This window comes from Vibrio sp. TMPB1044 (assembly GCF_030442075.1).
GTDB classification, from domain to species: Bacteria; Pseudomonadota; Gammaproteobacteria; order Enterobacterales; family Vibrionaceae; genus Vibrio; species Vibrio satsumensis.
The window spans coordinates 14,686-37,754 of the sequence record NZ_JAUJED010000032.1 but is presented as its reverse complement, the minus strand read 5'-3'; the positions used below and the strand labels follow the sequence as shown (position 1 = coordinate 37,754).

Genomic DNA, 23,069 nt, shown 5'->3' with positions numbered 1-23,069 from the left:
TTATTCCAAAATAACGGGTATTCAGGAAAACATGAAGCATTCGATTAAAATAGCGCAAAATATGAGAGTTCACCGAGTGGAGTTGTCTGAAATAACCAGTATCGACTAACGTTATAGTGACAACTTGATAACGAACGCTATAGATACGCTCTCGTAGTTAATCTGTATTGGCGTGTTTATTGCTTTATGGGATGTATATGATTGCGCACAGTACAAAATGTCCTAAGTGCATTCAGACCAAAGAAAATCAATTGGGTGAAGTATGTCTGAGATAAAAGAATTCAAAGAACAATATGAAAAAACAGAAGCAGCTTGGCCAATCGGTGTCCAAAGAATAGAGAAAGAGATCAAAACAGGTATCTGGGTAACGACGCAATGGGAATTGATGGGGTTTGAACTGTCGCCAGAAGATGATGCCCAAGACGTTTGTTTACTCCAATTACATAAAGACGAGCGTACAGACTATCGTTTCAACCTAAGCTCTCAGCAACCTAAGCTTTTCTTAGTGATGGATAATGTCGATTCTGGTGTTAAGCCAGTTATTCAGTTACTTACAGCATCACAAACCGTTGCAGGGCAATACATGGACGGTGACAATCAAGTCCTTTCATACGACATTCCTTTGCCCGTACAGGCTTGGATGGAAGCATTCATCGGTCGTCATGGCGAACTACTAGAAGCAAGACGTAAAAAACGTAAAGGCGCGGGTCGATCAAATGGCAACTAACTTTTTTAGCCGTTGGTCTCAACGAAAGCTTGATGAATCGACTGATAAAGCACTTGAAGCGGAACAAATACTTGAGGATACCGAGCTTACTTCCTCAAAGGCTTCTTCTGCTGCTTCATCTATAGACGTAGAAACATCGGAATCACTAGAACGTGGGACTTTAGAAAATGAGTCTCCAGAACACAATGAAGATGCTCATGCTGTCGATTCTCAAGCTATTGACTCTCAGGAGATAGCATCAGAAACGACTGAAGACTTGTCTGTTGCTCAATTATTGGTGTCAGAAGCCTCAGAAAGCGTAAAAAAAGCGGCACTACGTAAATTATTTCTATCGGAAGAGTTTAACGTACGTGATGGTTTAGATGATTACGACGACGATTACAGTAATTTGAAGTCTCTTTCTGAAGGGGTTGCGGAAACCTTGCGTGATTGGGTTACAGACAAAACGGAAGAAGAAACTGCACCAGAAGAAGAGCAAGTCATTGATAATAAGGATGAAGGTGAAGTTTTAGGAAATTCTGAAAGCGATTTTGAGGTATCTGATAATGAACTTGAAACGTCAGAAAGTGCTGAAATAACCGAAGAAGAAAAACAACTGTACAAAAGAACAGTGGTAAGTAATAACGCTACAACATCAGACGAAGATGACTTGAAAGAGATGGGACAAAATATACCACACAAAGAATAGGTACATTTTGACTAAATACTCAATGAACCGCTTGCGACAAAATGTCCCAAGCGGTTTTTTTATACGCACAATAAACGCTATAAAGGATTAAATTGCTGATATATAAGGGTTATTAAATTGGCATGGCATTTGCTAAATAACGTTTATTATCAACTTTTTTGTAGATAGGCGAATTCATAGTCTGACGATCGGGACACTGGCTAAAGGGTTAGTTGTTAACGGATTACTCAGCAAGTTCTCTATCGCTTACTACAATGAAGGTTGAACAGATTATCCATGTCCAAAGATGGAACTGAGCAATGCTTAAACAATTATTAGAACAAGCAACTTCAAATAACGCTAAAGCAAGGCTGTATGCATTTGAAAATACAGTTGAGTTAACAAATCTGATTCCACCGACAGTAAGTTATGAAAGTGGTGGTAATACGCTAATTATTGGTCCAACTGCGATCATTGAAAGTGCTGCGGCTCAATTACCTCAATTGACGAGCTTAACCTTATTGTCGACAGACGGCGAAAAGGGCAAAAACCCAGAACTGTACTTCGCGAATTCGGTTCAAGTATCCGGTTTCCTTGGTACGTTTGAAGTTGTGATTGAGAGTAAAGGCACATCAAGCAACTTGGCGAAAATCGCGATTAATCACGATTGTTTCGATGTTGTTCTAGACCTATGTCTGAATAGCTGCATGACAGAAGAAGTTCCTGTACCGGGTTATTACCCAGTGGGCCGAGGCTATCCAAAACTGGCCGAAGCACTGGAAGAGATTCCAACGCTAATGGGGACATTTGATAAGCCTAAGTTCTTCCGTTTAGACACTGACCTTTGTGCGCACAGTTCTCGTGGCGTAAAAGGGTGTGAACGTTGTGTTGACGCTTGTCCTGCTGGCGCACTATCAAGTGAAGGCTCAGACAAAACAGGTCACAAGATCGAGATTAACCCTTATCTATGTCAAGGCGTAGGAACTTGTGCAACAAGCTGTCCTACCGAAGCGATTACCTATGCGCTTCCAAGCCCTGACGATACTCAAAAGTTCATTGAACGTACGCTAGCTAACTATGAACATGCGGGCGGTCTGGATCCAATCGTACTTATCTGTAGCTCTCGTCATGAGACTTACAATGTAATGGCGCTAAAAGCACTACCAGATAACGTTATTCCAATCGTGGTTGAAGAACTGCCTTCTATTGGTATTGATACTTGGTTTGCAGCGCTAGTGAATGGGGCGACTCAGGTTCTGTTTGCTGCTTCTCGTTTTATGCCAGAGACGATCATTCGTGTTCTGAATAACGAAGTCGGGATTGCTCAAGAGCTACTAGACCAAATCGGTGTTCCAAAAGAAACCATCGATATCCTGTATTTAGAGTCTCTACGTGAAGGGCCTCCAACACTGTGCGTTGATTCTTTCGACCTTGCACTTGGCGATCTTCAAGGCAACAAACGTCAACGTCTATTCACTGCACTCGATGCTATGTCTTCATCTCGCATTCCTGTCGAGAATATCGTTGAACTTCCTTCGAATGCACCATACGGCACGGTTTCGTGTGAAAGCAAAGATTGTACTTTGTGTATGAGTTGTGTGGCTGTGTGTCCTACACGTGCTCTTCATACTGACGGTGCTTCTCCATCACTTAAGTTTGTAGAACAAGACTGTATTCAATGTGGTCTGTGTGAAAAGGCATGTCCTGAGAATGTTCTCACTCTAACGCCTCGTATGAATTGGGTGAAAGAAGAACGTCAACAAGCAGTTGTGATTCATGAGGAGAAAGCAGCGGAATGTTTACGTTGCCATAAGCCATTCGCTCCACAGTCTATGATTGACATGTTACAGAACAAGTTACGCGGTCACTCTCATTTTTCAGATGAAACTGCGATTAATCGTATTGCGATGTGTGAAGACTGTCGTGTAGTGGACATGTTCGACTCAATGGCTCAAGACCCATTGAATCAATTGAAATACTAGGAGTTGGCATTGGAAACTAATTTAGATCAAGAACAGACACTAAGAACTGAAATCTATTTGGTTCTTTCTGCATTGTTCCGTAGCGCACCTTCTGAAGAGGTCATTGATTTCCTAAAGACGTTAGACATTGAAGCGTCTGAGAGTGCAATGCAAAAAGCTTGGATTGCCATTCAACAAGCGGCAACGGAATCAAATCGCGAAGCGTTAGAAGATGAATATCAAGATCTGTTCATTGGCATTGGCCGTGGAGAGATTGTTCCATTTGGTTCATGGCATAGAACTGGCGCCATGATGGAAAAACCATTGGCAGAGATTCGTCATGACCTAGAGCTTTTAGGCATTGAGCGTGATGAGCAAGTGAAAGAGCCAGAAGATCACATCGCGGCGCTTTGTGAAGTGATGGCGATGCTAACGGCTGAGGAAGAAGCGCTGCAACAAGCGGTATTCAATAAGCACCTTGGCCCTTGGTTTAACTCTTTCACGCGTCAGCTTGAAGGGGCAGAAAGCGCGAACTTCTACAAATCGGCCGCTCAGCTTTGTGAAGCATTCTTAACGTTAGAACAAGTGCGTTTTAGCGTGAATACAAAAAGCAGTAAGCATAAATTAAAGATTGATGTGAAAAACGTCACTGATTACGAGTAATCGAGCAGTACGCGATTATATCGATAGAGGGGCATTAAGCCTCCAAAAAGATCTACCGTAAGGTAAGGAAGCAATGATGAAAGATAATAAAGAAATAAACACAAGCCGTAGGGACTTACTCAAAGGCTTAACGACTGCAGCCGTAGCTGGTGCCGTTGTCGCTGGTACAACGAAAGTGGCGACTGCTTCAGAAACGGTTGAAATGCCAAAAGAAGACATGAAGAAGACGGGCTATCGTGAAACGCAACATATTCGCGATTACTACGACACGCTTTAGGAGATAACGGATGAAACTTGTCAAACGCTCCGATAGTGTGAGCAAAGAAACCAATCAGCTAGGTGTGTCTCGACGTGCCTTCATGAAAAATACTTCATTAGCCGCTGGTGGCGCAGTGGTAGGCGCAAGTCTATTTGCACCTGGCATGATGAAGAAAGCACAGGCTAAATCAGTCGATCCAGAAGCGAAAACAGAAGTGAAACGTACTATCTGTTCTCACTGTTCTGTGGGTTGTGGTATTTACGCTGAAGTTCAAAACGGTGTTTGGACGGGTCAAGAGCCTGCATTCGATCACCCATTCAACGCTGGTGGACACTGTGCGAAAGGTGCAGCACTTCGTGAGCACGGCCACGGTGAACGTCGTCTTAAGTACCCAATGAAATTGGAAGGCGGTAAGTGGAAGAAGCTTTCTTGGGAACAAGCGATTGAAGAGATCGGTAACAAAGCGCTAGAACTTCGTAAAGAGTCTGGCCCTGATTCGGTTTACTTCCTAGGTAGTGCAAAACACAGTAACGAGCAAGCTTACGCATTCCGTAAGATGGCGTCGCTTTGGGGCACCAACAACGTTGACCACCAGGCGCGTATTTGTCACTCAACCACAGTTGCCGGTGTTGCAAACACTTGGGGTTATGGTGCGATGACAAACTCGTTCAATGACATGCACAACTGTAAATCGATGCTGTTCATTGGTTCAAACCCTGCAGAAGCTCACCCAGTAGCGATGCAGCACATCCTTATCGCGAAAGAGAAGAACAACTGTAAGATCGTTGTTGCGGATCCTCGTCGTACGCGTACTGCTGCGAAATCAGATCACTACGTTTCTCTTCGTCCAGGTTCTGACGTTGCGTTTATCTGGGGTGTGTTATGGCACGTCTTTGCAAACCAATGGGAAGACAAAGAGTTCATTAAACAACGTGTATTCGGCATGGACGAGATCCGTGAAGAAGTAGCGAAATGGAGCCCAGCAGAAGTTGAACGTGTAACGGGTGTTAGTGAAAAAGACGTATACCACACAGCGAAACTACTTTCTGAAAACCGTCCGGGTTGTATCGTTTGGTGTATGGGTGGTACTCAGCACACGACTGGTAACAACAACACACGCGCTTACTGTGTACTGGAGCTTGCGCTAGGTAACATCGGTAAATCAGGTGGCGGTGCAAACATCTTCCGTGGTCACGATAACGTACAGGGCGCGACTGACCTTGGCGTACTTTCTGACACACTTCCAGGCTACTACGGCTTGTCTGAAGGTTCTTGGCGTCACTGGTCAAAAGTTTGGGATATCGACTTTGACTGGGTAAAAGGCCGTTTCGACGACAACGCATACGCTGGTCAAAAACCAATGAACTGTGCAGGTATTCCTGTATCTCGTTGGGTAGATGGCGTACTTGAAGACAAAGACAAGATTCGTCAACGCGAAAACATCCGCGCGATGTTCTACTGGGGTCACGCGGTGAACTCTCAGACTCGTGGTCCAGAGATGAAGAAGGCGATGCAGAAGCTGGATATGATGGTTATTGTTGACCCATACCCAACGGTAGCAGCGGTAATGAACGATCGTACCGACGGCGTTTACCTGCTACCAGCAACGACTCAATTTGAAACCTACGGCAGTGTAACGGCGTCAAACCGTTCTCTACAGTGGCGTGACAAAGTCGTTGAGCCTCTGTTCGAATCTAAACCTGACCACGAAATCATGTACCTGCTTTCTAAGAAGCTTGGTTTCTCTGATCAGCTGTTCAAAAATATTCGAGTTGAGAACAACCAACCACTGATTGAAGACATTACACGTGAATTCAACAAAGGTATGTGGACGATTGGTTACACAGGCCAAAGCCCTGAGCGCTTGAAAGAGCACCAACAGAACTGGCATACGTTCCACAAAACGTCTCTAGAAGCAGAAGGCGGTCCAGCAAATGGCGAGACTTACGGTCTACCTTGGCCATGTTGGGGCACACCAGAGATGAAACACCCTGGTACACATATCCTTTACGATACGTCTAAGACGGTTGCTGAAGGTGGTGGTAACTTCCGAACTCGTTTCGGTGTTGAGTTTGAAGGTCAAAGCCTACTTGCTGAAGACAGCTACTCGAAAGGCTGTGAGATCAAAGACGGTTACCCAGAGTTTAGTGACAAACTACTTAAACAACTGGGTTGGTGGGATGATCTAACTGCAGAAGAGAAAGCGTCTGCTGAAGGCAAAAACTGGAAGACTGACGTTTCAGGTGGTATCCAACGTGTGGCAATTAAACACGGTTGTATCCCATTTGGTAATGCGAAAGCACGTGCGATTGTTTGGACATTCCCAGACCGTGTACCACTGCACCGTGAGCCTCTTTACACGCCACGTCGTGACCTAGTTGCTGATTACCCAACGTGGGATGACAAAGAAGCTATCTTCCGTGTTCCTACGCTTTACAAGTCGATTCAAGAGCAAGACAAATCTGGTGAATACCCGATTATCCTGACTTCTGGTCGTCTGGTTGAGTACGAAGGTGGTGGTGAAGAGACTCGTTCAAATCCATGGCTAGCTGAACTTCAACAAGAAATGTTCGTTGAAGTGAACCCGAAAGACGCAAACGACATCGGCTTCAAAGACGGTGATGATGTTTGGGTTGAAGGTGCAGAGAAGGGCCGTATTAAGGTGAAAGCGATGGTAACACGTCGTGTTAAACCTGGCTTGGCGTTCATCCCATTCCACTTCGGTGGTAAGTTCCAAGGTGAAGATTTGCGTTCTAAGTACCCAGAAGGCACGGATCCTTACGTTATTGGTGAAGCTGCTAACACAGCAACCACTTATGGTTACGACCCTGTCACGTTGATGCAGGAAACGAAAGTAACCCTTTGTAATATTCGTAAAGCGTAAGGAGTCTTAAAATGGCTAGAATGAAATTTCTTTGTGACACCAAGCGTTGTATCGAATGTAACGGTTGTGTCACTGCATGTAAGAATGAAAATGATGATGCCCTGGAATGGGGTATTCAACGTCGTCGCGTTGTCACACTGAACGATGGCGAACCGGGTGAAAACTCTATCTCAGTAGCGTGTATGCACTGTACTGATGCGCCATGTATGGCGGTTTGTCCTGCAGACTGTTTTGAACATACAGAAGACGGCATCGTACTTCACAATAAAGATCTGTGTATCGGTTGTGGTTACTGCTTGTTTGCTTGCCCATTTGGCGCACCTCAATTCCCTAAACAGGAAGCATTTGGTGAGCGCGGTAAGATGGACAAATGTACCTTCTGTGCTGGCGGCCCTGAAACAGAACCAGGTTCTATAGAAGAGCGTCAGAAATACGGTGCGAACCGTATTGCTGAAGGTAAGCTTCCAATGTGTGCTTCGCTTTGTTCAACTAAAGCACTGCTAGCGGGTGACGCAGAGAAAGTTTCTGATGTTTTCCGTCAGCGTGTAGTTGAACGTGGTGCGAAAGGTGCAGGTTGGACAGACGGCAACGACCTTTCTTACGATGCGACTAAGAGCTAAGTAGGAGAGACATATGCTTACAATGTTTAAGCGTCTCTTCCTTGTTGTGCTGCCGATGTTGGCAGCACTAACAATGCTTTCTCCTATGAGTCATGCATCTGAGACGAACTCATCACAAACTCAATCGAGCTCTGCTCAACGAGAAATCACTCAGCTTGCTGGTGCCGATTTTTGGCGACAAGTAAGAAATGGTGAGGAAGGTTACACCACATCTCAATCGGCTGAGCACGGTGTGTTAATCAGTACTCCAGGTCAAACGTGGTACATATTGAAAGAGAAGTGGATGTCACCAGCCGGTGCGGTCGCTATCTTTGGCAGTATTGCTTTTGTGACTTTGATGTACGTTGTGATTGGCCCGCTAATGCTAAGTGCACCAAGAACAGGGCGTAAGATCAAACGTTGGTCTCGACTTGATCGTGCATTGCACTGGAGCATGGCGTTTACCTTCTTAACACTGGCGTTCAGTGGTTTGATGTTGGTTTACGGTAAACACTTCTTGAAACCTTATATCCCAACGGATCTATGGGGCTTCATTGTTCTACTGGCTAAGCAATACCATAACTACATCGGCCCGATTTTCTATGTGCTGTTGATGGCTGTTCTTATCAAGTGGTGGCGTAAGTCTATCTTCAAGATGGTCGATATCCAGTGGTTCATGAAACTAGGTGGTATGGTCGGGAAACATAAAGGTTCTCATCCATCTGCAGAGTTTTCGAACGCGGGTGAAAAAGCACTGTTCTGGCTATTGATTGTTATGGGTAGTGTGGCTGCGATCAGTGGCTTGGTTTTAGACTTCCCAATCTTCGGTCAAACGCGTCGAGATATGGAGCTTTCAAACCTAGTACACATGTTGGCTGCTTTGATCCTTATCTGTGGTTTCGTGTTCCACATCTACATCGGCTTGTTCGGTATGGAAGGGGCTCTAGAAGGCATGGTAACAGGCGAAGTTGATGAGACTTGGGCTAAAGAGCACCATGACCTTTGGTACAAAGAAGTGATGGAACAAGAGAAAAACGACGTTGAACAAAGCGCAAATGCCACAACAGAGAAAACGGAAGGGGTGAATAAGAATGAACAAACCTCATAAAGGTATTTGGGTCGCTTACATACTAAGCTGCTTTACGCCATTTACTTGCCTTCTCTCTGGTGTGGTTGCCATCATCTACGCGGGCTATCGTTTAGATAAAGGTGAAGACGGCGAAGTAGTGGATACCCATTACTACGGCTTGATTCGCTCGTTCTTCTTGAACCTGACGTTCTTTGTGGTGCTTATCGTAACGGTAGCGACCTCTAATGGCGTGTTAATTGGTGTGAACGATTACTGGTATCAAAACCATATTATCGATGACATCGCTTACTACATCCCGTATGTAGGCATGTTGTTCGGTGGGGTTGCGATTGTGGTTTGGTTTATCCGTATGTATCAAGGTATGCAGCGTTTGAGTCAAAATCTACCGCAAAACCCGTCTACAGGACCAAACCTGTAACGCCAGTGCGTTAGCTAAAGCTCAAAAGCAAAGCCCAGTGATCGATTCACTGGGCTTTTTGTTTTAAGTCTCTCGAACCGTAAATAGTCGCAGCCACTCTCTGGATCAGAACCTAATTATTGACCGCTTTAATATGGTGCAACTCCCTCATTTGGTGCAATTGTCGGTGTGATTTTTTCGATTTTCAAGATCCATAAAAGTGCACCTAAATATTTAGTCAATAATAATCAGTAACTTAAAAACAAAATCTGTTGCACGAAAATTACCCTTCGCACTTGGAACACATCTTGCGTTCACTGTTGAGTCTTTAATTAATTACGATATTGAATCGCACGATATCAGTGCAAATCAGATAAAGCGAAAGGAGAATGCTTTAATGAGTGAAACGGTGACTCAAGTTCATAGTGCAGTACAAACCCTTACCCAAAGTTCAGATACTTTATTCCTCTTACTCGGCGCGATCATGGTCTTCTTGATGCACGCTGGCTTTGCTTTTCTCGAAGTCGGTACTGTGCGAAAGAAGAACCAAGTCAACGCGCTGGTAAAGATCCTTTCCGACTTTGGTGTCTCCGCCATCGCTTACTTCTTTATCGGCTATTGGGTGGCTTACGGCGCTCACTTTTTTGCTGATGCAGAAACATTGTCCCAAGGTAATGGGTACGAATTGGTTAAGTTCTTTTTCTTAATGACCTTCGCAGCAGCAATACCTGCAATCGTTTCTGGTGGTATCGCAGAGCGTGCACGTTTCTATCCAATCCTAATTGCAACGTTATTTACCGTTGGTTTTGTCTACCCATTTTTCGAAGGCATCATTTGGAACGGTAACTTTGGCTTCCAAGATTGGCTAGAAGGTCAATTTGGTTATGGATTCCATGACTTTGCGGGTTCTGTCGTGGTTCACGGCGTTGGTGGTTGGATTGCATTGGTTGCAGTTTACTTCCTCGGCATGCGTAAAGGCCGTATCCGTGCTGGCAAACACACTAACTTCGCGCCATCTAACATTCCTTTCTTAGCGCTTGGTTCGTGGATCTTATGCGTTGGTTGGTTTGGCTTCAACGTGATGTCTGCTCAAGCTATCAATGGCATCAGCGGTCTAGTTGCGATGAATTCATTAATGGCAATGGTCGGCGGTATTCTAGCGGCTTTAGTCGCAGGTAAAAATGACCCAGGCTTTATCCATAATGGTCCTTTGGCTGGTCTAGTAGCCATTTGCGCAGGTTCAGACTTAATGCACCCATTAGGCGCGTTAGTGACTGGCGGCGTGGCAGGCGCATTGTTTGTTTACCTGTTCACGTACATGCAAAACAAAACACAGATTGATGATGTATTAGGTGTGTGGCCTCTACACGGCGTATGTGGCGCTTGGGGTGGCATTGCAGCTGGTATCTTCGGTCAACAAGCTTTCTGGGGCCTAGGCGGCGTGAGCTTTGCTTCTCAGGTAGTTGGTACGTTGGCGGGTATCACCGTGGCTCTAGTTGGTGCACTCATTGTTTATGGTGTATTGAGCAAAATGACTGGCTTGCGTTTAAGCGAAGAAGACGAATTTAATGGTGCAGATCTTTCAATCCATAAGATCTCTTCTATCAATGAAGATTAACACTGGGCACTGCCATTAGTTTTAAGCTCTTCAGTACACATCAGTTAAATCAATACTAGGCGGCTTCGGCCGCTTTTTTGTGTTTATTGAAAGTCAGTCGGAGAGTTTTATTGAAAAGTTAAGTAAACGACTAGCGAGTTATGTCACAAATAGCCAATGAATTCAGTTGCCTAAGACTATGGTCTAATCCCTAAAACTATTGTTGGAATTTGAACAGTGCTAAGCTGTTACAAAGTGACATATTGAAAAGGACGTTGTATGCATTTCCCATATCGAAATATCGTAATTCTTACTGGCGCTGGCATCTCTGCGGAGTCGGGGATACAAACATTCCGAGCACAAGACGGGCTATGGGAAAACCATAAAATCGAAGATGTCGCGACACCTGAAGGGTTCGTAAAAGATCCAGACCTTGTACAAGCCTTCTATAACAAACGTCGTCACGGCTTACAAAGCGAGAGCATCTTGCCGAATGCCGCTCACAAAGCCCTAGGAGAGCTTGAAGACAAACTTGATGGCAAAGTAACAATCATCACTCAGAACATCGACAACCTGCACGAGAGAGGCGGTAGTAACAACATTATCCACATGCACGGTGAACTTTTAAAAGCACGTTGCAGTGAATCGAATCAAGTTATCGAACATAAAGGTGACATCGAAACCGGTGAACTTTGTCACTGCTGTCAAATTCCAGCGCAAATGCGCCCTCATATTGTGTGGTTTGGCGAGATGCCATTAAGAATGGGTGACATCTATTCAGCACTGGAAGAAGCGGATCTGTTTATCTCTATCGGAACTTCAGGGGTAGTTTATCCCGCTGCAGGCTTTGTTCATGATGCGAGAATGCATGGTGCACATACTATCGAAATAAACCTCGAACCAAGCGCGGTTGAAAGTGAGTTTGAAGAGAAACGTTACGGTAAGGCGAGTATCGAGGTGCCTAAACTCGTCGGGGAATTGTTATGTTCAGAGAAAGGTTCTTTAACGGCCTAAGCCTTGTCTTTAATAAAGCACATCAGTTTCTGAATCTGAAAAAAATAAAGCGGCTTACGCCGCTTTATTTACTTAACTGATTAACTAACAATAACTTAGTTGTTTACTTTAAGTTTTTGGAAGTACTCGTCATAAATGACGCTCGCTTCGCCAACTTCATCTTGCCAAACGCCGTTATCCATCACTGATTGTGGTGGGAAAACGTTCTTGTCTTCAGCAAATTCTTTTGGAAGAAGAGGGTAAGCGGTTTTCACCGGAGTCGGGTAGCCGATCTCTAGAGCAATTTTCGCTGCGTTCTCTGGGCGAAGAAGGAAATCGATCATCTTATGTGCGGCTTCGATGTTCTTAGCTCCTGATGGAATCGCTAGGCTGTCCATCCAGAAGATAGCGCCTTTCTCTGGCCAGATAATGTCAATCGTTGCGCCTTCTTGGCGTGCCATGTAAGCAGAGCCATTCCAAAGCATACCAAGAGACACTTCACCTGCAAGGTAAGGGTTCGCTGGGAAATCTGAGTTAAATACCAATACGTTTGGCATTAGCTTACGAAGTTCTTCGTAGGCTTCTTTGATCTCTTCAGGGTTAGTTGTGTTTGGAGAGTAACCCAATTTAGATAGTGCGATATGGAAAACCTCACGAGAGTCGTCCATCATCATCAGCTGACCTTCCCACTGTGTATCCCACAGGTCGCCCCAGTTTTTCACTGAAGATTTGTCTAGCATGTCTGAGTTGATACCAATACCCGTCGCACCCCAAATGTATGGGATAGAGTAGTTGTTACTTGGGTCAAATGGCTTATCCAAGTAGTTTGGATCCAAATCAGCAAAGTGGCTTAGCTTGGTTTTATCAAGCTCTTGAAGCATGCCTTCTTTACGCATCTTAGAAACGAAGTAAGTAGAAGGAACAACTAGGTCATAACCCGTACCTTGAGTTTTTAACTTAGCGTACATGCTTTCGTTAGACTCATAAGTAGAGTAATAAACTTTAATGCCCGTCTCTTTTGTGAAGTCTTCTAGCACTTCATTTGGAATATATTCAGACCAGTTGTAAAAATACAATTCTTGGTCAGCTGCGAAAGAGGGTGTAGAAAGTAAAGTAGCAGCACACAATGCGCCGGTATACAGTGTTTTTTTCATTACTGTTCCGTTCATTTGTTTGATTTGGAGCTGGGTAGTGACCCAAAGTAAAAGGATTTCGAAAAATCGCGCTATATTATAGCAGTGAAAAAATAAAATAGGCAGCCTAAGCTGCCTATTCATTGATATTCTTATTTTTAACTTGTTGATTATCTACATCGTCTTGTTAAGTAAACCTGCTACTTACTCGCGGTTAGATAATAAGCTAAGTTACTGGCCTGCTTTAAGTTTCATGAAGTAATCTTCGTACTTCACTGTCTTATCACCAACCGCGGCTTGCCATTCAACACGGTCAAGATCTTCTTGCGATGGGAACAGCGCTGGGCTGTCTTTAAACTTCTCATTAGACGCTTTAACTGCAGTTAGGTAGCCTGTGTCACGAGAAATTTGCTCAGCGATTTCAGGGCGAAGTAGGAAGTCGATCATCTTGTGAGCCGCTTCTACGTTTGTTGCGCCAGAGCTGATTGCAAAGTTATCAACCCAACCGATGCCGCCTTCTTTAGGGAACACCAGTTTAATTGGTAAACCTTCGTTTTGAGCCGCTGCTGCAGAACCGTTCCAAAGCATACCAAGACCGACTTCACCAGACATGTATGGCGCGCCTGGGTTGTCTGAGTTAAATACTAGAACGTTAGGCATTAGCTTTTGTAGCTCAGCGTACGCTTCGTCGATCTCTTTCTCATTGGTTGTGTTACCTGAGTAACCTAACTTACGTAGAGCAATGTGGAACACTTCACGGGTGTCATCCATCATCATTAGTTGACCTTCGAGCTCAGGCTTCCATAGGTCAGCCCAGCTTTGAAAATCTTCTGGATCGTACATGTCAGTGTTAACAGCAAGACCTGTGATCGCAACTACGTGTGGAATAGAGTAGTCGTTACTTGGGTCGTACGGCTTATCCAGGTAGTTAGTATCTAAATTCTTGAAGTTGTCCAACTTAGTTTTGTCGATCTTTTGTAGCATACCTTCGTCGCGCATCTTAGATACGAAGTAAGTCGACGGAACAACCAGGTCATAACCTTTGTTGTGTGTTTTTAGCTTTGCGTACAAGGTTTCGTTCGACTCGTAAGTTGAGTAAATCACCTTGATGCCAGTTTCATCGGTGAACTGTTCTAGGATCTCACTATTGATGTAAGGTCCCCAGTTCATAAATACCAACTCTTTGTTATCTTTTGCAAAAGATGGTGCAGATAACATTGAAAGCGCACATGCACTACCAGCTAATAGAGTAGCCCATTTTTTCATTGACGTTAGCTCCAAACTAAACGTTGCCCGAAGGCAGTAGATAGAAAAACAGAATGGCAATTTACCATTCTGTTTATGATTAACACTTTTTTGAACTTGAAGTTTCTTAACTTCTAATCAAGTCTGTCTCTTTATAGAGTAGGAGACTTACTTGATTTTTTCTCTCGCTAATAACTGAGAAATAATCACCAGTATTAACGACACCACTAACATCACTGTTGCTAGGGCGTTGACCTCAGGAGAGATACCCACTTTAACCATTGAGTAAATCTTCAGTGGTAAGATTTCATACGTTGGCCCTGTTACGAAAGAGCTGATGATCACATCGTCCAAAGACAGAGTGAAGCTCAATAACCAACCCGCAGCAACCGCAGGCTTAGCAAGAGGAAGAATGATCTGTTTTAGAATCGTCCATTCACTTGCACCCAAGTCTTTTGCAGCTTCAAGCATTTTCACATCAAAGCCATTCAAGCGACTGTAAACCGTTACCACAACGAACGGTAGACAGAAGGTAATGTGAGCAGCCAGTAGGGTAAAGAACCCCAGTTGAACACCCATTACCAAGAATAGCGCAAGAAGCGAAATTGCCATTACGATATCTGGTGACATCATTACGATGAACAGCATGCCATTTACGATGCCTTTACCTTTGAATTGGTAACGGAATAGGGCTACTGCTGTTAGGCTGCCGACGATCGTTGCTGCTGTTGCTGAGAACACCGCTACGTTGATCGAGTGCCACGCAGCCTGCATTAGGCTGTCGTTGTTAATAAGCGCGTCATACCATTTAGTGGTGAAACCACCCCATTTCATACCAAACTTATTGGCATTAAACGAGTTAGCGATCAATACGATAATAGGTAGGTATAGAAAGGCGTATACCAACGCCATAAAGCTGAACTTAACTGTGCGACCCATTAGTCTAGCTCCACTTTCTTGTTCAATAGCTTACCTGCTCGGTAGTAGGCATACAGCATCACAGCCATTGCCATGGTCAGTGCGATACTCGTCGCTGCACCAAATGGCCAGTCTCGAGCGTTGAGCACCTGGCTCTTAATCACGTTACCAATCAATAGGTTCTTAGCTCCACCTAATAGGTCAGAGATGTAGAACATGCCCAACGCAGGCAATAGCACCAACAGACAGCCGCCGATAATGCCTGGCATTGTTAGTGGCAGTACCACTTTCAATAGCGTTTGCAGTTTGTTCGCACCTAAATCTTTAGCCGCTTCTAAGTACGTATCGTCCAGTTTTTCAATCGCTGAATACAGCGGAAGAATCATGAACGGAAGTAGGATGTATACCAAACCGATCATTACAGCGGTTTCTGAGTACATGATACGTAGCGGTTTATCAATGATATCTAGCGCTAACAAACTTTTGTTTAAGACACCTTGAGTACCCAGTACAATTTTCAACCCGTAAGTACGAATCAAAGAGTTCGTCCAAAATGGCACTATCACTAGGAATAACATGATTGGACGCCACTTCGCAGGCATCTTGGCCACGATATAAGCGAACGGGTAACCAATAATTAAACAAAGTAGGGTTGCGACAATTGCCATATAGAAAGAGTGCATCAACACTTTAAAATACAGCGGGTCAGCCAAACGCACGTAGTTATCGAGAGTGAAGGTCATCTCGATCAAGTTCGCTTCATCACGAGTTAAAAAGCTAGTACCGATGATCATGATGTTTGGAATCATCACGAACAGTACTAACCAACCTGTGATTAAAGCAACAATTGCGTTTTGTAAATTAAACTTCTTGCTCATCTTCTAATACCACTTCCCAGCTCTCAACCCAAGTTACTGCAACTTTTTGGCCCAGTGAGTGATCAACATCAGGGTCATCTTCGTTGAAGAATTCGCTAACCATGACACGCATACCAGATTCAAGTTCTACGACTGAATCTAATGTCATACCTTTATAGGTTCGCTCGACAATGTGGCCAACAATACCGCGTTGCTCAGACTCTTTGATTTCTTCGATACGAAGATCTTCAGGGCGAAGCAATACTTGCAGTTTTTGACCCGGTGTTACGTCTTTATCGTGATAGATAACTGACTCTTCACCTTCAATTGTCGCAACAATGCGCTTTTCATCTAGACGAGATTTCGCTGTCGCTTCGAATACGTTAATTTCACCAATAAAGCGCGCAACGAATAGGTTCTTAGGCTCTTCGTAGATCTCTCTTGGTGTGCCATCTTGTTCAATCACGCCATCACGCATAACGATAATGCGGTCAGACATAGACAGCGCTTCTTCTTGGTCATGCGTTACAAAAATGAACGTGATACCAAGTTGGCGTTGTAATTGTTTCAGCTCGATTTGCATCTGTTTACGTAACTTGTAATCAAGAGCAGATAGAGATTCATCCAATAGAAGAACTTTTGGCTTATTAACGACAGCACGAGCGATTGCGATACGTTGCTGTTGGCCACCAGATAGCTGGTGTGGTTTTCGTTGTGCCATTTGTTCTAAGCGCACCATTTTTAAAGCATCCATTACACGAGGCTCAATCTCGCTGTTTGGAACTTTCTGCATGCGTAAGCCAAATGCCACATTGTCGAAAACGGTCATATGTGGGAATAGGGCATAGCTTTGGAATACAGTGTTTACATGCCTTTGTTCAGCAGGAACTTGGGTTACGTTTTGTTCAGCTAATAGTATTTGACCACTATCTGCCGTTTCAAAACCCGCAATCATTCTTAGTACGGTTGTTTTACCACAACCTGATGGGCCTAAAATCGTGAGAAACTCACCATGATTTACGTTTAAATCCAGATTGCCGATGACTTCCTTACCATCGAAACTTTTACTGATGCCAGTTAGCTGTACTACTGGCTTTCCTACTGATTTTTTAGCGTTCAACGTCTGTTTTTCTCCACCTTGGTTCTATTTGAGACCTGTTGCTATACACCTTTAAGGCGCGCATCATAATCACCAAAAACGTGAATTCAAAGCATTTTTTACCTTTCGAAGATAAAAAATTTCGCAGGTAAAAGTAAACATCCTTTACCATACTGTTATTTACTGGGTTTACACCCCGACAAGTGTCTAATTATTAACCATCAAGACGCAAAAGCAAGCCTTGTTACAGATTCATATTTTAGTTTGTATCCGACATATGAGTATAATGAAGGTAATTTTTTATCAATAAGTTAGGTCGCTTAGTTTAATTGGCGCACCTAGGTATCAATATGAACAACGACATCGAAAAAGATTTTAATTTGGGCGGTAGTATCAACCGTGCACTTTCTGGCGATTATGAGCTCAAAGCAACGGCTGTATTCCAAGAAGCTTGGAAACATACGATAAGTCACTTTCTTTCGTTCTCCCCTGCGATTATTGCTTTGATGTTCGTGCAACTGGCCATCTTTTATATCGCACTTAAACTGCAGCTTGGTGATCCCGCGGTTATCTTGGATGCGGTTATCGACCCAGAGTCATTCACGCCACAAATCGTTGAATCGATTTTTATTGCGAACTTTAGCTATGAGGTGATCAGCGCGCCGATCTATGCCGGTATTTGTTTAATGGCAATGAGTCACGCTGCTGGTCTACAAACTAAAGTTCGTCACATCGGAAAAGGTTTGCAGTTTACGGTTCCCGTTATTCTAGTGACTTTGTTTAGCCTAATGCTTCAAGGCATCGCAGGGATGATTCTCCCATTCTTGTCTATCTACTTCTCACTTGCGTTCAGCCATTCGATTCTGCTGATTTGTGATAAGAAAGTGCCGCCAATGCAATCGCTACTGCTTTCATTAAGAGCGGTAAACAAGAAGATCTTCGTAGTCGCGTCTATCTACCTAATGGTTATGTTGATGTTCATCGTGGCTGCAATGATGTATGGCATTGGCTTAATCTTTGTTCTTCCATTCTTCTTCCACGTGAAAGGTATCCTTTACCGTGAGATGTTTGGCATCAAGTTAAAACTGATTGCTTCAGATCGTCCAAAGGGCGATGACGATAACAACGACAGCAATAACGACGACAATAACAAAAACCCACAGGTGTTCGATGCATAAAAACACACAGGGAGGCGCAAGCAAATCACTTGCGCTTAAAGTGACTGCACTGGCTCTTGTTGGCTCTATTTCACTGGTTGGTCCTTATATTTACCAAGAAGAAGAACGACGACGCACGACAGAGCAGAGTGCCAATTCAACTGATCAATTTGGCGACTTGACGGCTTCTTCGAACACACCAAACTTCGCGGCCATCGAAGATGTGAACGAGAAAAAGAACACTTTCTTTTCGTTCCTACGTCCAAGCATCAATATTGAAAACAAACGTATCAGCAAAGAACGCGCGTTTTTAACTAAGCTCTCTGAATCTGGTTTAAACAGTATTGATTCTGAAGACGCGTCTTATGCGAAAAGGTTAGGGAAGTTATATAGCTTACCGGTGCCGAGTGAAGGTTTGGATCAGGCATGGCTGACAGAGATGCTTAACCGCGTCAATGTACTGCCAGAAGCGCTTGTACTGACACAGGCCGCGAATGAGTCAGCTTGGGGAACGTCGCGTTTCGCCACCAAAGCCAACAACTATTTCGGACACTGGTGTTACACCAAAGGTTGTGGTCTTGTTCCGCTACAACGTAACGAAGGTAGCTCGCATGAAGTCGCAACATTCTCTTCAAGCCAAGAATCAGTACACCGTTACTTCATGAACCTTAATCGCAACCGAGCTTACGCCGATTTAAGAGCGATTCGTGCAAAACTTGCTGCGCAAGGTGACGATCTTTTAACAACCGAAGCAGCGACAGAGCTCACTAATGGCTTATTAAAATATTCTGAGCGAGGTTCAGAGTATGTGACTGATTTACAAGCTATGATCCGTCACAACAAGGTATACTGGAAAAAGTAACTCGATCAGATAGTCATTTGGTGAGCTTAAACGGTAAGTTTGACCAAATAACATCACAAAAAGAGCAGCTCATTGGCTGCTCTTTCTATTTATAAACGCTCAACTTCGACAAGATTATAATAATGAAAAAGACAGCACTCGCTTTATTAGCCTCATTAAGCCTTGGGGTTTCTCTTCCAACTTCAGCGCAAGAGTACATGTTCACGTATTCTAAGCTTTATACTCAGCTGAAAAACAACACCAAAGAAGGGCATGATGATGTCAAAGTTGCGGTCTTCTTTGTTGATCAACAAGCTCAGCAAACCTGTCACATCAGCAAAGCTTGGATGGAAAAAGAAGAGCACTACGAAGAGCTAAAAGTCTCTCCAGCCAATGAACTGCTTCTACCGGTAGATCAAAATCTGCGTTCAGCAAACCCTCTTATCTTTGTACAAACACAAGAACAAGAGTGTGCGTATTCTTTAGTTGTGATGACGCAAGAGCCTTTAGTTGGAACTGTTGAAGTTGCACAGCTAGAAAGCCTATTACCACAGATGCAGGCGATGCTTGAAGATGTCAGCGGTATGTTCTCTGGCTGGTTCACACCAGATATCCAAGGGTTAACGCTGGAGTTCGCTAATAAGCTTGAAAGCAACATCGAGCTTTCAAACGGCAAGCAAATACCAATCAAAAAAGGGCGAGCGAAATTCACCTTAGCGGAGTTGAATGGAAGTGACAGCATCACGTTACCAGAAGCAACAGTGCGCGTATTGCCGTACATTCCCGCGCAATAATTTTTAGCGGAATCATTCCCCTAAGCTTTCATTACATACTTTAAAGCGGCCTAATCGAATAAGAGCAGGCTGCTTTTCTTTATCTGCGATATAGACCGAGATCTTGCTAAGACACGTTTCTCTATCCGCTGAGGGAGCTTATCGCACAATAAAAGCAGAATCTTTCTAATACTCAGCTTGTTTATCCTACAGTTACTATTTCAACATGAAATAAAAATCCGTATAATCCACGCCCTAAAACAGTCCCACTAGCAATCTACAGTCGGTAATACGACGGTGTGAGAGTCGCAATGAACCAAAACGATAATAGAAAAGAAACACTTGAATTCAACAAACTTCAGAAACGTCTGAGAAGAAATGTTGGAAATGCCATCATCGACTACAACATGATCGAAGAGAATGATGTGGTAATGGCATGTATTAGTGGCGGTAAAGATTCATTTGCGATGCTAGATATTTTGCTACGTTTGCGTGAAGCAGCACCAATCAAATTTGATGTTGTGGCAGTAAACCTAGATCAAAAACAACCAGGATTCCCTGAACACATTCTTCCTGAGTACTTTGAAACGCTGAACATTCCTTACTACATCGTAGATAAAGACACGTATTCAGTGGTTAAAGAGAAAGTGCCAGAAGGCAAAACAACGTGTGGTCTATGTTCTCGTCTTCGTCGTGGTACTTTGTACTCATTCGCAGAGAAGATTGGCGCAACTAAGATCGCACTTGGTCACCACCTAGACGACATCGTTGAGACCATGTTCCTTAACATGTTCCACGGCGCTCGTCTTAAGGCTATGCCACCTAAGCTTCGTTCAGATGATGGTCGTAACGTTGTTATTCGTCCACTGACTTACTGCCGTGAAACGGACCTAATCAAATACGCTGAGCACAAAGAGTTCCCAATCATTCCTTGTAACCTATGTGGGTCACAAGAGAATCTACAGCGTCAGAACATTAAAGCGATGCTAATTGATTGGGATAAGAAAACGCCTGGTCGAGTTGAGAAGATCTTCAAGTCAATCCAGAATGTAAGCCCAAGCCAACTGGCTGACCGCGAGCTGTTTGATTTCGTGAACCTTCCTCTAGACCGTAGTGAAGACCGCAAAGCATACGAATTCGAAGAAGCTGAAATCTCATCTTCAAACATTGATGAGTCAATGTTCATCGACGTGACGAATGTTTAGCTATTTGAGTGGATAAAGATGATATTAGCCATTCTGTATTTGGAATGGCGTTACTCTAGATAAACAAAAACGCCTCAAGCAATGTTTGAGGCGTTTTTTATAAGTTAAACTTTTCGCTGACTTAACCTTTCGAAAGGTTAGGGTCTAATGGGCTCACGTAACCAGATGGCTTAAGAGCCAACACATCACAGTTAATCTTGTCGATAACATGTTCCGCTGTATTGCCAATAAACACGGCAGACAAGCCAGTACGACCCGTTGTCCCCAGGATCACCATCGCTGCGTTATTTTCAGAAGCTACACGAGGAATAACATCTTCAGGTAAGCCTTGCTCAACCACAGTTTGCTCTTCACACATACCGTGCTTCTGGCGCAACGCTTTCATGGCTGTTAAGTGATGGCCACGAACCGCGTCGGTATAAGACATTGGATCAAACTCTGGTAGTTCAATAGTAATATTTGCAGGGGTTACTGGGTAGGCATTGACCAAGAACGGTTCAGCATCTAAACGACCCGTGATCTCTAGTAACCTATCGACTATTGTATCGTTAAGCTCTAAGTGAGCTTCTGTTTCCGAACCAACATGAACTGAAGCAAAAATCTTCGCGTGATCTGGCCAGAAATCGTTTTTAACCAATAGTACTGGGCTAGGGCACTTTCTCAACAGATGCCAATCGGTTGGAGTGAAGATGACAGATTCCAAGGTATCGTGCTTGCGCGTACCTTTGATCAAGATATCATGCTCGCCACTATAAACCTCGGCAATGATCGCTTCGTATGGGCGGTTATGCCAAACCACTTGTACATTAAATTCAATAGAATCATCTAGGTAAGGTTCTGCGACTTTATTCATCCAGATTTCACGCTGGTGAATCACGCCTTTACGCATTGCGTCTCTCTCATCGACAGAGAGCATAGATGTCATTTCATACGAGAAGTCGTATATCGACAAAAAGAAAGTGATGTGGCTTGTTGAGGTGCTTTTCTTGGCAAGTTGGATAGCACGAACTAGAGCAGGTTGCTCATCGTGATTAATGTCTGCGACAACTAAAATTTTGTTATAGATACTCATAACTAAGCCTACTTTTCAGACCGAACATATAAATAATGTAGCGTAGTTATGGAGAGATTAAGAGAAATATAAGAGGTTTTAAGAGAGAAACATGATGTAGCTCATTATTGAACTACATCATTGATATCTAGACTATTCTTTTGAAACGCCAGCAAGTTCCATCAACGCATCGTGATCTTCGATAGTGATGTATTTGCCTTTAACGCTCAAGATGTCTGCTTTTTGGAAACGACCTAAAAGACGACTAATTGTTTCAACAGTCAACCCAAGGTAGTTACCAATATCGCCACGAGTCATCGTTAGACGGAACTCACGCGGGCTGAAACCACGTTGAGAGAAGCGAGTAGAAAGGTTGTAAAGGAATGCAGCAAGACGCTCTTCCGCGTTCTTCTTTGAAAGAAGCAGAATCATTTCTTGGTCACCTTTAATCTCGTTGCTCATCAGGCGCATGATTTGCTGACGCAATTTAGGCATTTTTCCTGATAGGTCATCAAGAATCTCATATGGAATTTCACATACCATAGAAGTTTCTAGCGCTTGTGCGAAACTAGGGTGTAGGTCACCAGTAATCGCATCGAAGCCAACAAGATCGCCCGCTAGGTGGAATGCAGTAATTTGCTCATCACCTTGCTCGGTAATCGTGTAGCTCTTGATCGTTCCAGAGCGAATAGCATATAGAGATTTAAGCTCGTCACCGGCTTTAAATAACTCTTGGCCTTTTTGAATAGGCTTTTTTCTCTCAATGATCTGATCAAGTTGATCGAGTTCAGATTCATTCAAAGTAAACGGAATACAGAGCTGGCTAATACTACAATCCTGGCAATGGATCGCACAGCCACCAGACTGAACACGTTTCGTCACAGGCTTTTCAGAAATCATAACAATCTTTCACTATTTGATATACGTCAATATTTTAGCATTCCTTAATCCTA

General features: G+C 43.7%; 22 protein-coding genes. 15 read left to right on the top strand and 7 right to left on the bottom strand.

Annotation, left to right across the window (positions count from 1 at the left end; all coding sequences use genetic code 11):
• Positions 1-262: 262 nt before the first annotated feature.
• From QQ041_RS20200 to cobB, 11 genes are all read left to right on the top strand, one after another.
• Positions 263-727 (top strand): DUF3305 domain-containing protein, encoded by a 465-nt coding sequence (locus QQ041_RS20200; protein ID WP_285954919.1) that lies wholly within the window; start codon positions 263-265, stop codon positions 725-727.
• On the top strand, positions 717-1,415 hold the full coding sequence (locus QQ041_RS20195) for a DUF3306 domain-containing protein (protein ID WP_285954918.1): 699 nt from the start codon (positions 717-719) through the stop codon (positions 1,413-1,415). The genes QQ041_RS20200 and QQ041_RS20195 overlap by 11 nt, the downstream gene beginning before the upstream one ends.
• A gap of 299 nt (positions 1,416-1,714) precedes the next feature.
• A complete protein-coding gene (locus QQ041_RS20190) occupies positions 1,715-3,376 on the top strand; it encodes a 4Fe-4S dicluster domain-containing protein (RefSeq protein ID WP_285954917.1) in 1,662 nt (553 codons plus the stop codon).
• A gap of 9 nt (positions 3,377-3,385) precedes the next feature.
• The gene (locus tag QQ041_RS20185; RefSeq protein ID WP_285954916.1) at positions 3,386-4,018 is read left to right on the top strand and encodes a molecular chaperone TorD family protein; all 633 of its coding nucleotides are present in this window, start codon (positions 3,386-3,388) and stop codon (positions 4,016-4,018) included.
• Between the two features lie 76 nt (positions 4,019-4,094).
• The gene (locus QQ041_RS20180; RefSeq protein WP_004733728.1) at positions 4,095-4,295 is read left to right on the top strand and encodes a twin-arginine translocation signal domain-containing protein; all 201 of its coding nucleotides are present in this window, start codon (positions 4,095-4,097) and stop codon (positions 4,293-4,295) included.
• 10 nt (positions 4,296-4,305) lie between these two features.
• The gene (locus QQ041_RS20175) at positions 4,306-7,161 is read left to right on the top strand and encodes a formate dehydrogenase subunit alpha (protein WP_285954915.1); all 2,856 of its coding nucleotides are present in this window, start codon (positions 4,306-4,308) and stop codon (positions 7,159-7,161) included.
• Positions 7,162-7,172: 11 nt separating this feature from the next.
• Positions 7,173-7,781 (top strand): formate dehydrogenase FDH3 subunit beta, encoded by a 609-nt coding sequence (gene fdh3B, locus QQ041_RS20170; protein ID WP_048658735.1) that lies wholly within the window; start codon positions 7,173-7,175, stop codon positions 7,779-7,781.
• 13 nt (positions 7,782-7,794) lie between these two features.
• Positions 7,795-8,868, top strand: a complete 1,074-nt coding sequence (locus QQ041_RS20165; RefSeq protein ID WP_048658736.1) for a formate dehydrogenase subunit gamma — start codon at positions 7,795-7,797, stop codon at positions 8,866-8,868.
• Entirely contained in the window at positions 8,852-9,268 is a 417-nt protein-coding gene (locus QQ041_RS20160; RefSeq protein WP_048658737.1) for a hypothetical protein, read from the top strand. Before QQ041_RS20165 ends, QQ041_RS20160 begins: the two co-directional genes overlap by 17 nt.
• A 376-nt stretch (positions 9,269-9,644) precedes the next feature.
• Positions 9,645-10,865, top strand: a complete 1,221-nt coding sequence (locus QQ041_RS20155) for an ammonium transporter (protein WP_285954914.1) — start codon at positions 9,645-9,647, stop codon at positions 10,863-10,865.
• A gap of 258 nt (positions 10,866-11,123) precedes the next feature.
• Positions 11,124-11,858, top strand: coding sequence for a Sir2 family NAD+-dependent deacetylase (gene cobB, locus QQ041_RS20150; protein WP_146489746.1), 735 nt, complete (start codon positions 11,124-11,126; stop codon positions 11,856-11,858).
• A gap of 95 nt (positions 11,859-11,953) precedes the next feature.
• On the opposite strand, the gene QQ041_RS20145 is transcribed toward cobB, so the two are convergent.
• The 5 genes from QQ041_RS20145 to potA all read right to left on the bottom strand — a co-directional run bounded on the left by QQ041_RS20145 (position 11,954) and on the right by potA (position 17,110).
• On the bottom strand, positions 11,954-12,991 hold the full coding sequence (locus tag QQ041_RS20145) for an extracellular solute-binding protein (protein ID WP_008217941.1): 1,038 nt from the start codon (positions 12,989-12,991) through the stop codon (positions 11,954-11,956).
• A 210-nt stretch (positions 12,992-13,201) separates the two neighbouring features.
• Positions 13,202-14,236: an extracellular solute-binding protein gene (locus QQ041_RS20140; RefSeq protein ID WP_239715871.1), complete on the bottom strand. Its 1,035-nt coding sequence runs from the start codon at positions 14,234-14,236 to the stop codon at positions 13,202-13,204.
• 147 nt (positions 14,237-14,383) lie between these two features.
• Positions 14,384-15,154, bottom strand: a complete 771-nt coding sequence (gene potC / locus QQ041_RS20135; protein WP_004733706.1) for a spermidine/putrescine ABC transporter permease PotC — start codon at positions 15,152-15,154, stop codon at positions 14,384-14,386.
• A complete protein-coding gene (gene potB / locus QQ041_RS20130) occupies positions 15,154-16,011 on the bottom strand; it encodes a spermidine/putrescine ABC transporter permease PotB (RefSeq protein WP_017059630.1) in 858 nt (285 codons plus the stop codon). Before potB ends, potC begins: the two co-directional genes overlap by 1 nt.
• Positions 15,995-17,110, bottom strand: coding sequence for a spermidine/putrescine ABC transporter ATP-binding protein PotA (gene potA, locus QQ041_RS20125; protein WP_048658741.1), 1,116 nt, complete (start codon positions 17,108-17,110; stop codon positions 15,995-15,997). Before potA ends, potB begins: the two co-directional genes overlap by 17 nt.
• A gap of 329 nt (positions 17,111-17,439) precedes the next feature.
• Here potA and QQ041_RS20120 point away from each other — a divergent pair, with 329 nt between their 5' ends.
• The 4 genes from QQ041_RS20120 (at position 17,440) to ttcA (ending at position 21,065) form a co-directional block, all read left to right on the top strand.
• Entirely contained in the window at positions 17,440-18,267 is an 828-nt protein-coding gene (locus QQ041_RS20120; protein WP_285954913.1) for a hypothetical protein, read from the top strand.
• A complete protein-coding gene (locus QQ041_RS20115) occupies positions 18,260-19,108 on the top strand; it encodes a glucosaminidase domain-containing protein (RefSeq protein ID WP_285954912.1) in 849 nt (282 codons plus the stop codon). The genes QQ041_RS20120 and QQ041_RS20115 overlap by 8 nt, the downstream gene beginning before the upstream one ends.
• A gap of 122 nt (positions 19,109-19,230) precedes the next feature.
• The gene (locus tag QQ041_RS20110; protein WP_285954911.1) at positions 19,231-19,881 is read left to right on the top strand and encodes a DUF2987 domain-containing protein; all 651 of its coding nucleotides are present in this window, start codon (positions 19,231-19,233) and stop codon (positions 19,879-19,881) included.
• Positions 19,882-20,171: 290 nt separating this feature from the next.
• Positions 20,172-21,065 (top strand): tRNA 2-thiocytidine(32) synthetase TtcA, encoded by an 894-nt coding sequence (gene ttcA, locus QQ041_RS20105; protein ID WP_017059635.1) that lies wholly within the window; start codon positions 20,172-20,174, stop codon positions 21,063-21,065.
• A gap of 121 nt (positions 21,066-21,186) precedes the next feature.
• Here ttcA and uspE read toward each other — a convergent pair whose 3' ends face one another.
• Both uspE and QQ041_RS20095 read right to left on the bottom strand, forming a co-directional pair.
• Positions 21,187-22,137, bottom strand: coding sequence for a universal stress protein UspE (gene uspE, locus QQ041_RS20100; RefSeq protein ID WP_285954910.1), 951 nt, complete (start codon positions 22,135-22,137; stop codon positions 21,187-21,189).
• Positions 22,138-22,269: 132 nt separating this feature from the next.
• On the bottom strand, positions 22,270-23,016 hold the full coding sequence (locus QQ041_RS20095) for an FNR family transcription factor (RefSeq protein WP_017632474.1): 747 nt from the start codon (positions 23,014-23,016) through the stop codon (positions 22,270-22,272).
• Between the last annotated feature and the right edge of the window lie 53 nt (positions 23,017-23,069).

What these genes read in the sequence shown, in the direction of transcription:
- QQ041_RS20200 (WP_285954919.1), top strand. Translation starts at nt 263, where the DNA reads ATGTCTGAGATAAAAGAATTCAAAGAACAATATGAAAAAACAGAAGCA.
- QQ041_RS20195 (WP_285954918.1), top strand. Translation starts at nt 717, where the DNA reads ATGGCAACTAACTTTTTTAGCCGTTGGTCTCAACGAAAGCTTGATGAA.
- QQ041_RS20190 (WP_285954917.1), top strand. Translation starts at nt 1,715, where the DNA reads ATGCTTAAACAATTATTAGAACAAGCAACTTCAAATAACGCTAAAGCA.
- QQ041_RS20180 (WP_004733728.1), top strand. Translation starts at nt 4,095, where the DNA reads ATGAAAGATAATAAAGAAATAAACACAAGCCGTAGGGACTTACTCAAA.
- QQ041_RS20175 (WP_285954915.1), top strand. Translation starts at nt 4,306, where the DNA reads ATGAAACTTGTCAAACGCTCCGATAGTGTGAGCAAAGAAACCAATCAG.
- fdh3B (WP_048658735.1), top strand. Translation starts at nt 7,173, where the DNA reads ATGGCTAGAATGAAATTTCTTTGTGACACCAAGCGTTGTATCGAATGT.
- QQ041_RS20165 (WP_048658736.1), top strand. Translation starts at nt 7,795, where the DNA reads ATGCTTACAATGTTTAAGCGTCTCTTCCTTGTTGTGCTGCCGATGTTG.
- QQ041_RS20160 (WP_048658737.1), top strand. Translation starts at nt 8,852, where the DNA reads ATGAACAAACCTCATAAAGGTATTTGGGTCGCTTACATACTAAGCTGC.
- QQ041_RS20155 (WP_285954914.1), top strand. Translation starts at nt 9,645, where the DNA reads ATGAGTGAAACGGTGACTCAAGTTCATAGTGCAGTACAAACCCTTACC.
- cobB (WP_146489746.1), top strand. Translation starts at nt 11,124, where the DNA reads ATGCATTTCCCATATCGAAATATCGTAATTCTTACTGGCGCTGGCATC.
- QQ041_RS20145 (WP_008217941.1), bottom strand. Translation starts at nt 12,991, where the DNA reads ATGAAAAAAACACTGTATACCGGCGCATTGTGTGCTGCTACTTTACTT.
- QQ041_RS20140 (WP_239715871.1), bottom strand. Translation starts at nt 14,236, where the DNA reads ATGAAAAAATGGGCTACTCTATTAGCTGGTAGTGCATGTGCGCTTTCA.
- potC (WP_004733706.1), bottom strand. Translation starts at nt 15,154, where the DNA reads ATGGGTCGCACAGTTAAGTTCAGCTTTATGGCGTTGGTATACGCCTTT.
- potB (WP_017059630.1), bottom strand. Translation starts at nt 16,011, where the DNA reads ATGAGCAAGAAGTTTAATTTACAAAACGCAATTGTTGCTTTAATCACA.
- QQ041_RS20120 (WP_285954913.1), top strand. Translation starts at nt 17,440, where the DNA reads ATGAACAACGACATCGAAAAAGATTTTAATTTGGGCGGTAGTATCAAC.
- QQ041_RS20115 (WP_285954912.1), top strand. Translation starts at nt 18,260, where the DNA reads ATGCATAAAAACACACAGGGAGGCGCAAGCAAATCACTTGCGCTTAAA.
- QQ041_RS20110 (WP_285954911.1), top strand. Translation starts at nt 19,231, where the DNA reads ATGAAAAAGACAGCACTCGCTTTATTAGCCTCATTAAGCCTTGGGGTT.
- ttcA (WP_017059635.1), top strand. Translation starts at nt 20,172, where the DNA reads ATGAACCAAAACGATAATAGAAAAGAAACACTTGAATTCAACAAACTT.
- uspE (WP_285954910.1), bottom strand. Translation starts at nt 22,137, where the DNA reads ATGAGTATCTATAACAAAATTTTAGTTGTCGCAGACATTAATCACGAT.
- QQ041_RS20095 (WP_017632474.1), bottom strand. Translation starts at nt 23,016, where the DNA reads ATGATTTCTGAAAAGCCTGTGACGAAACGTGTTCAGTCTGGTGGCTGT.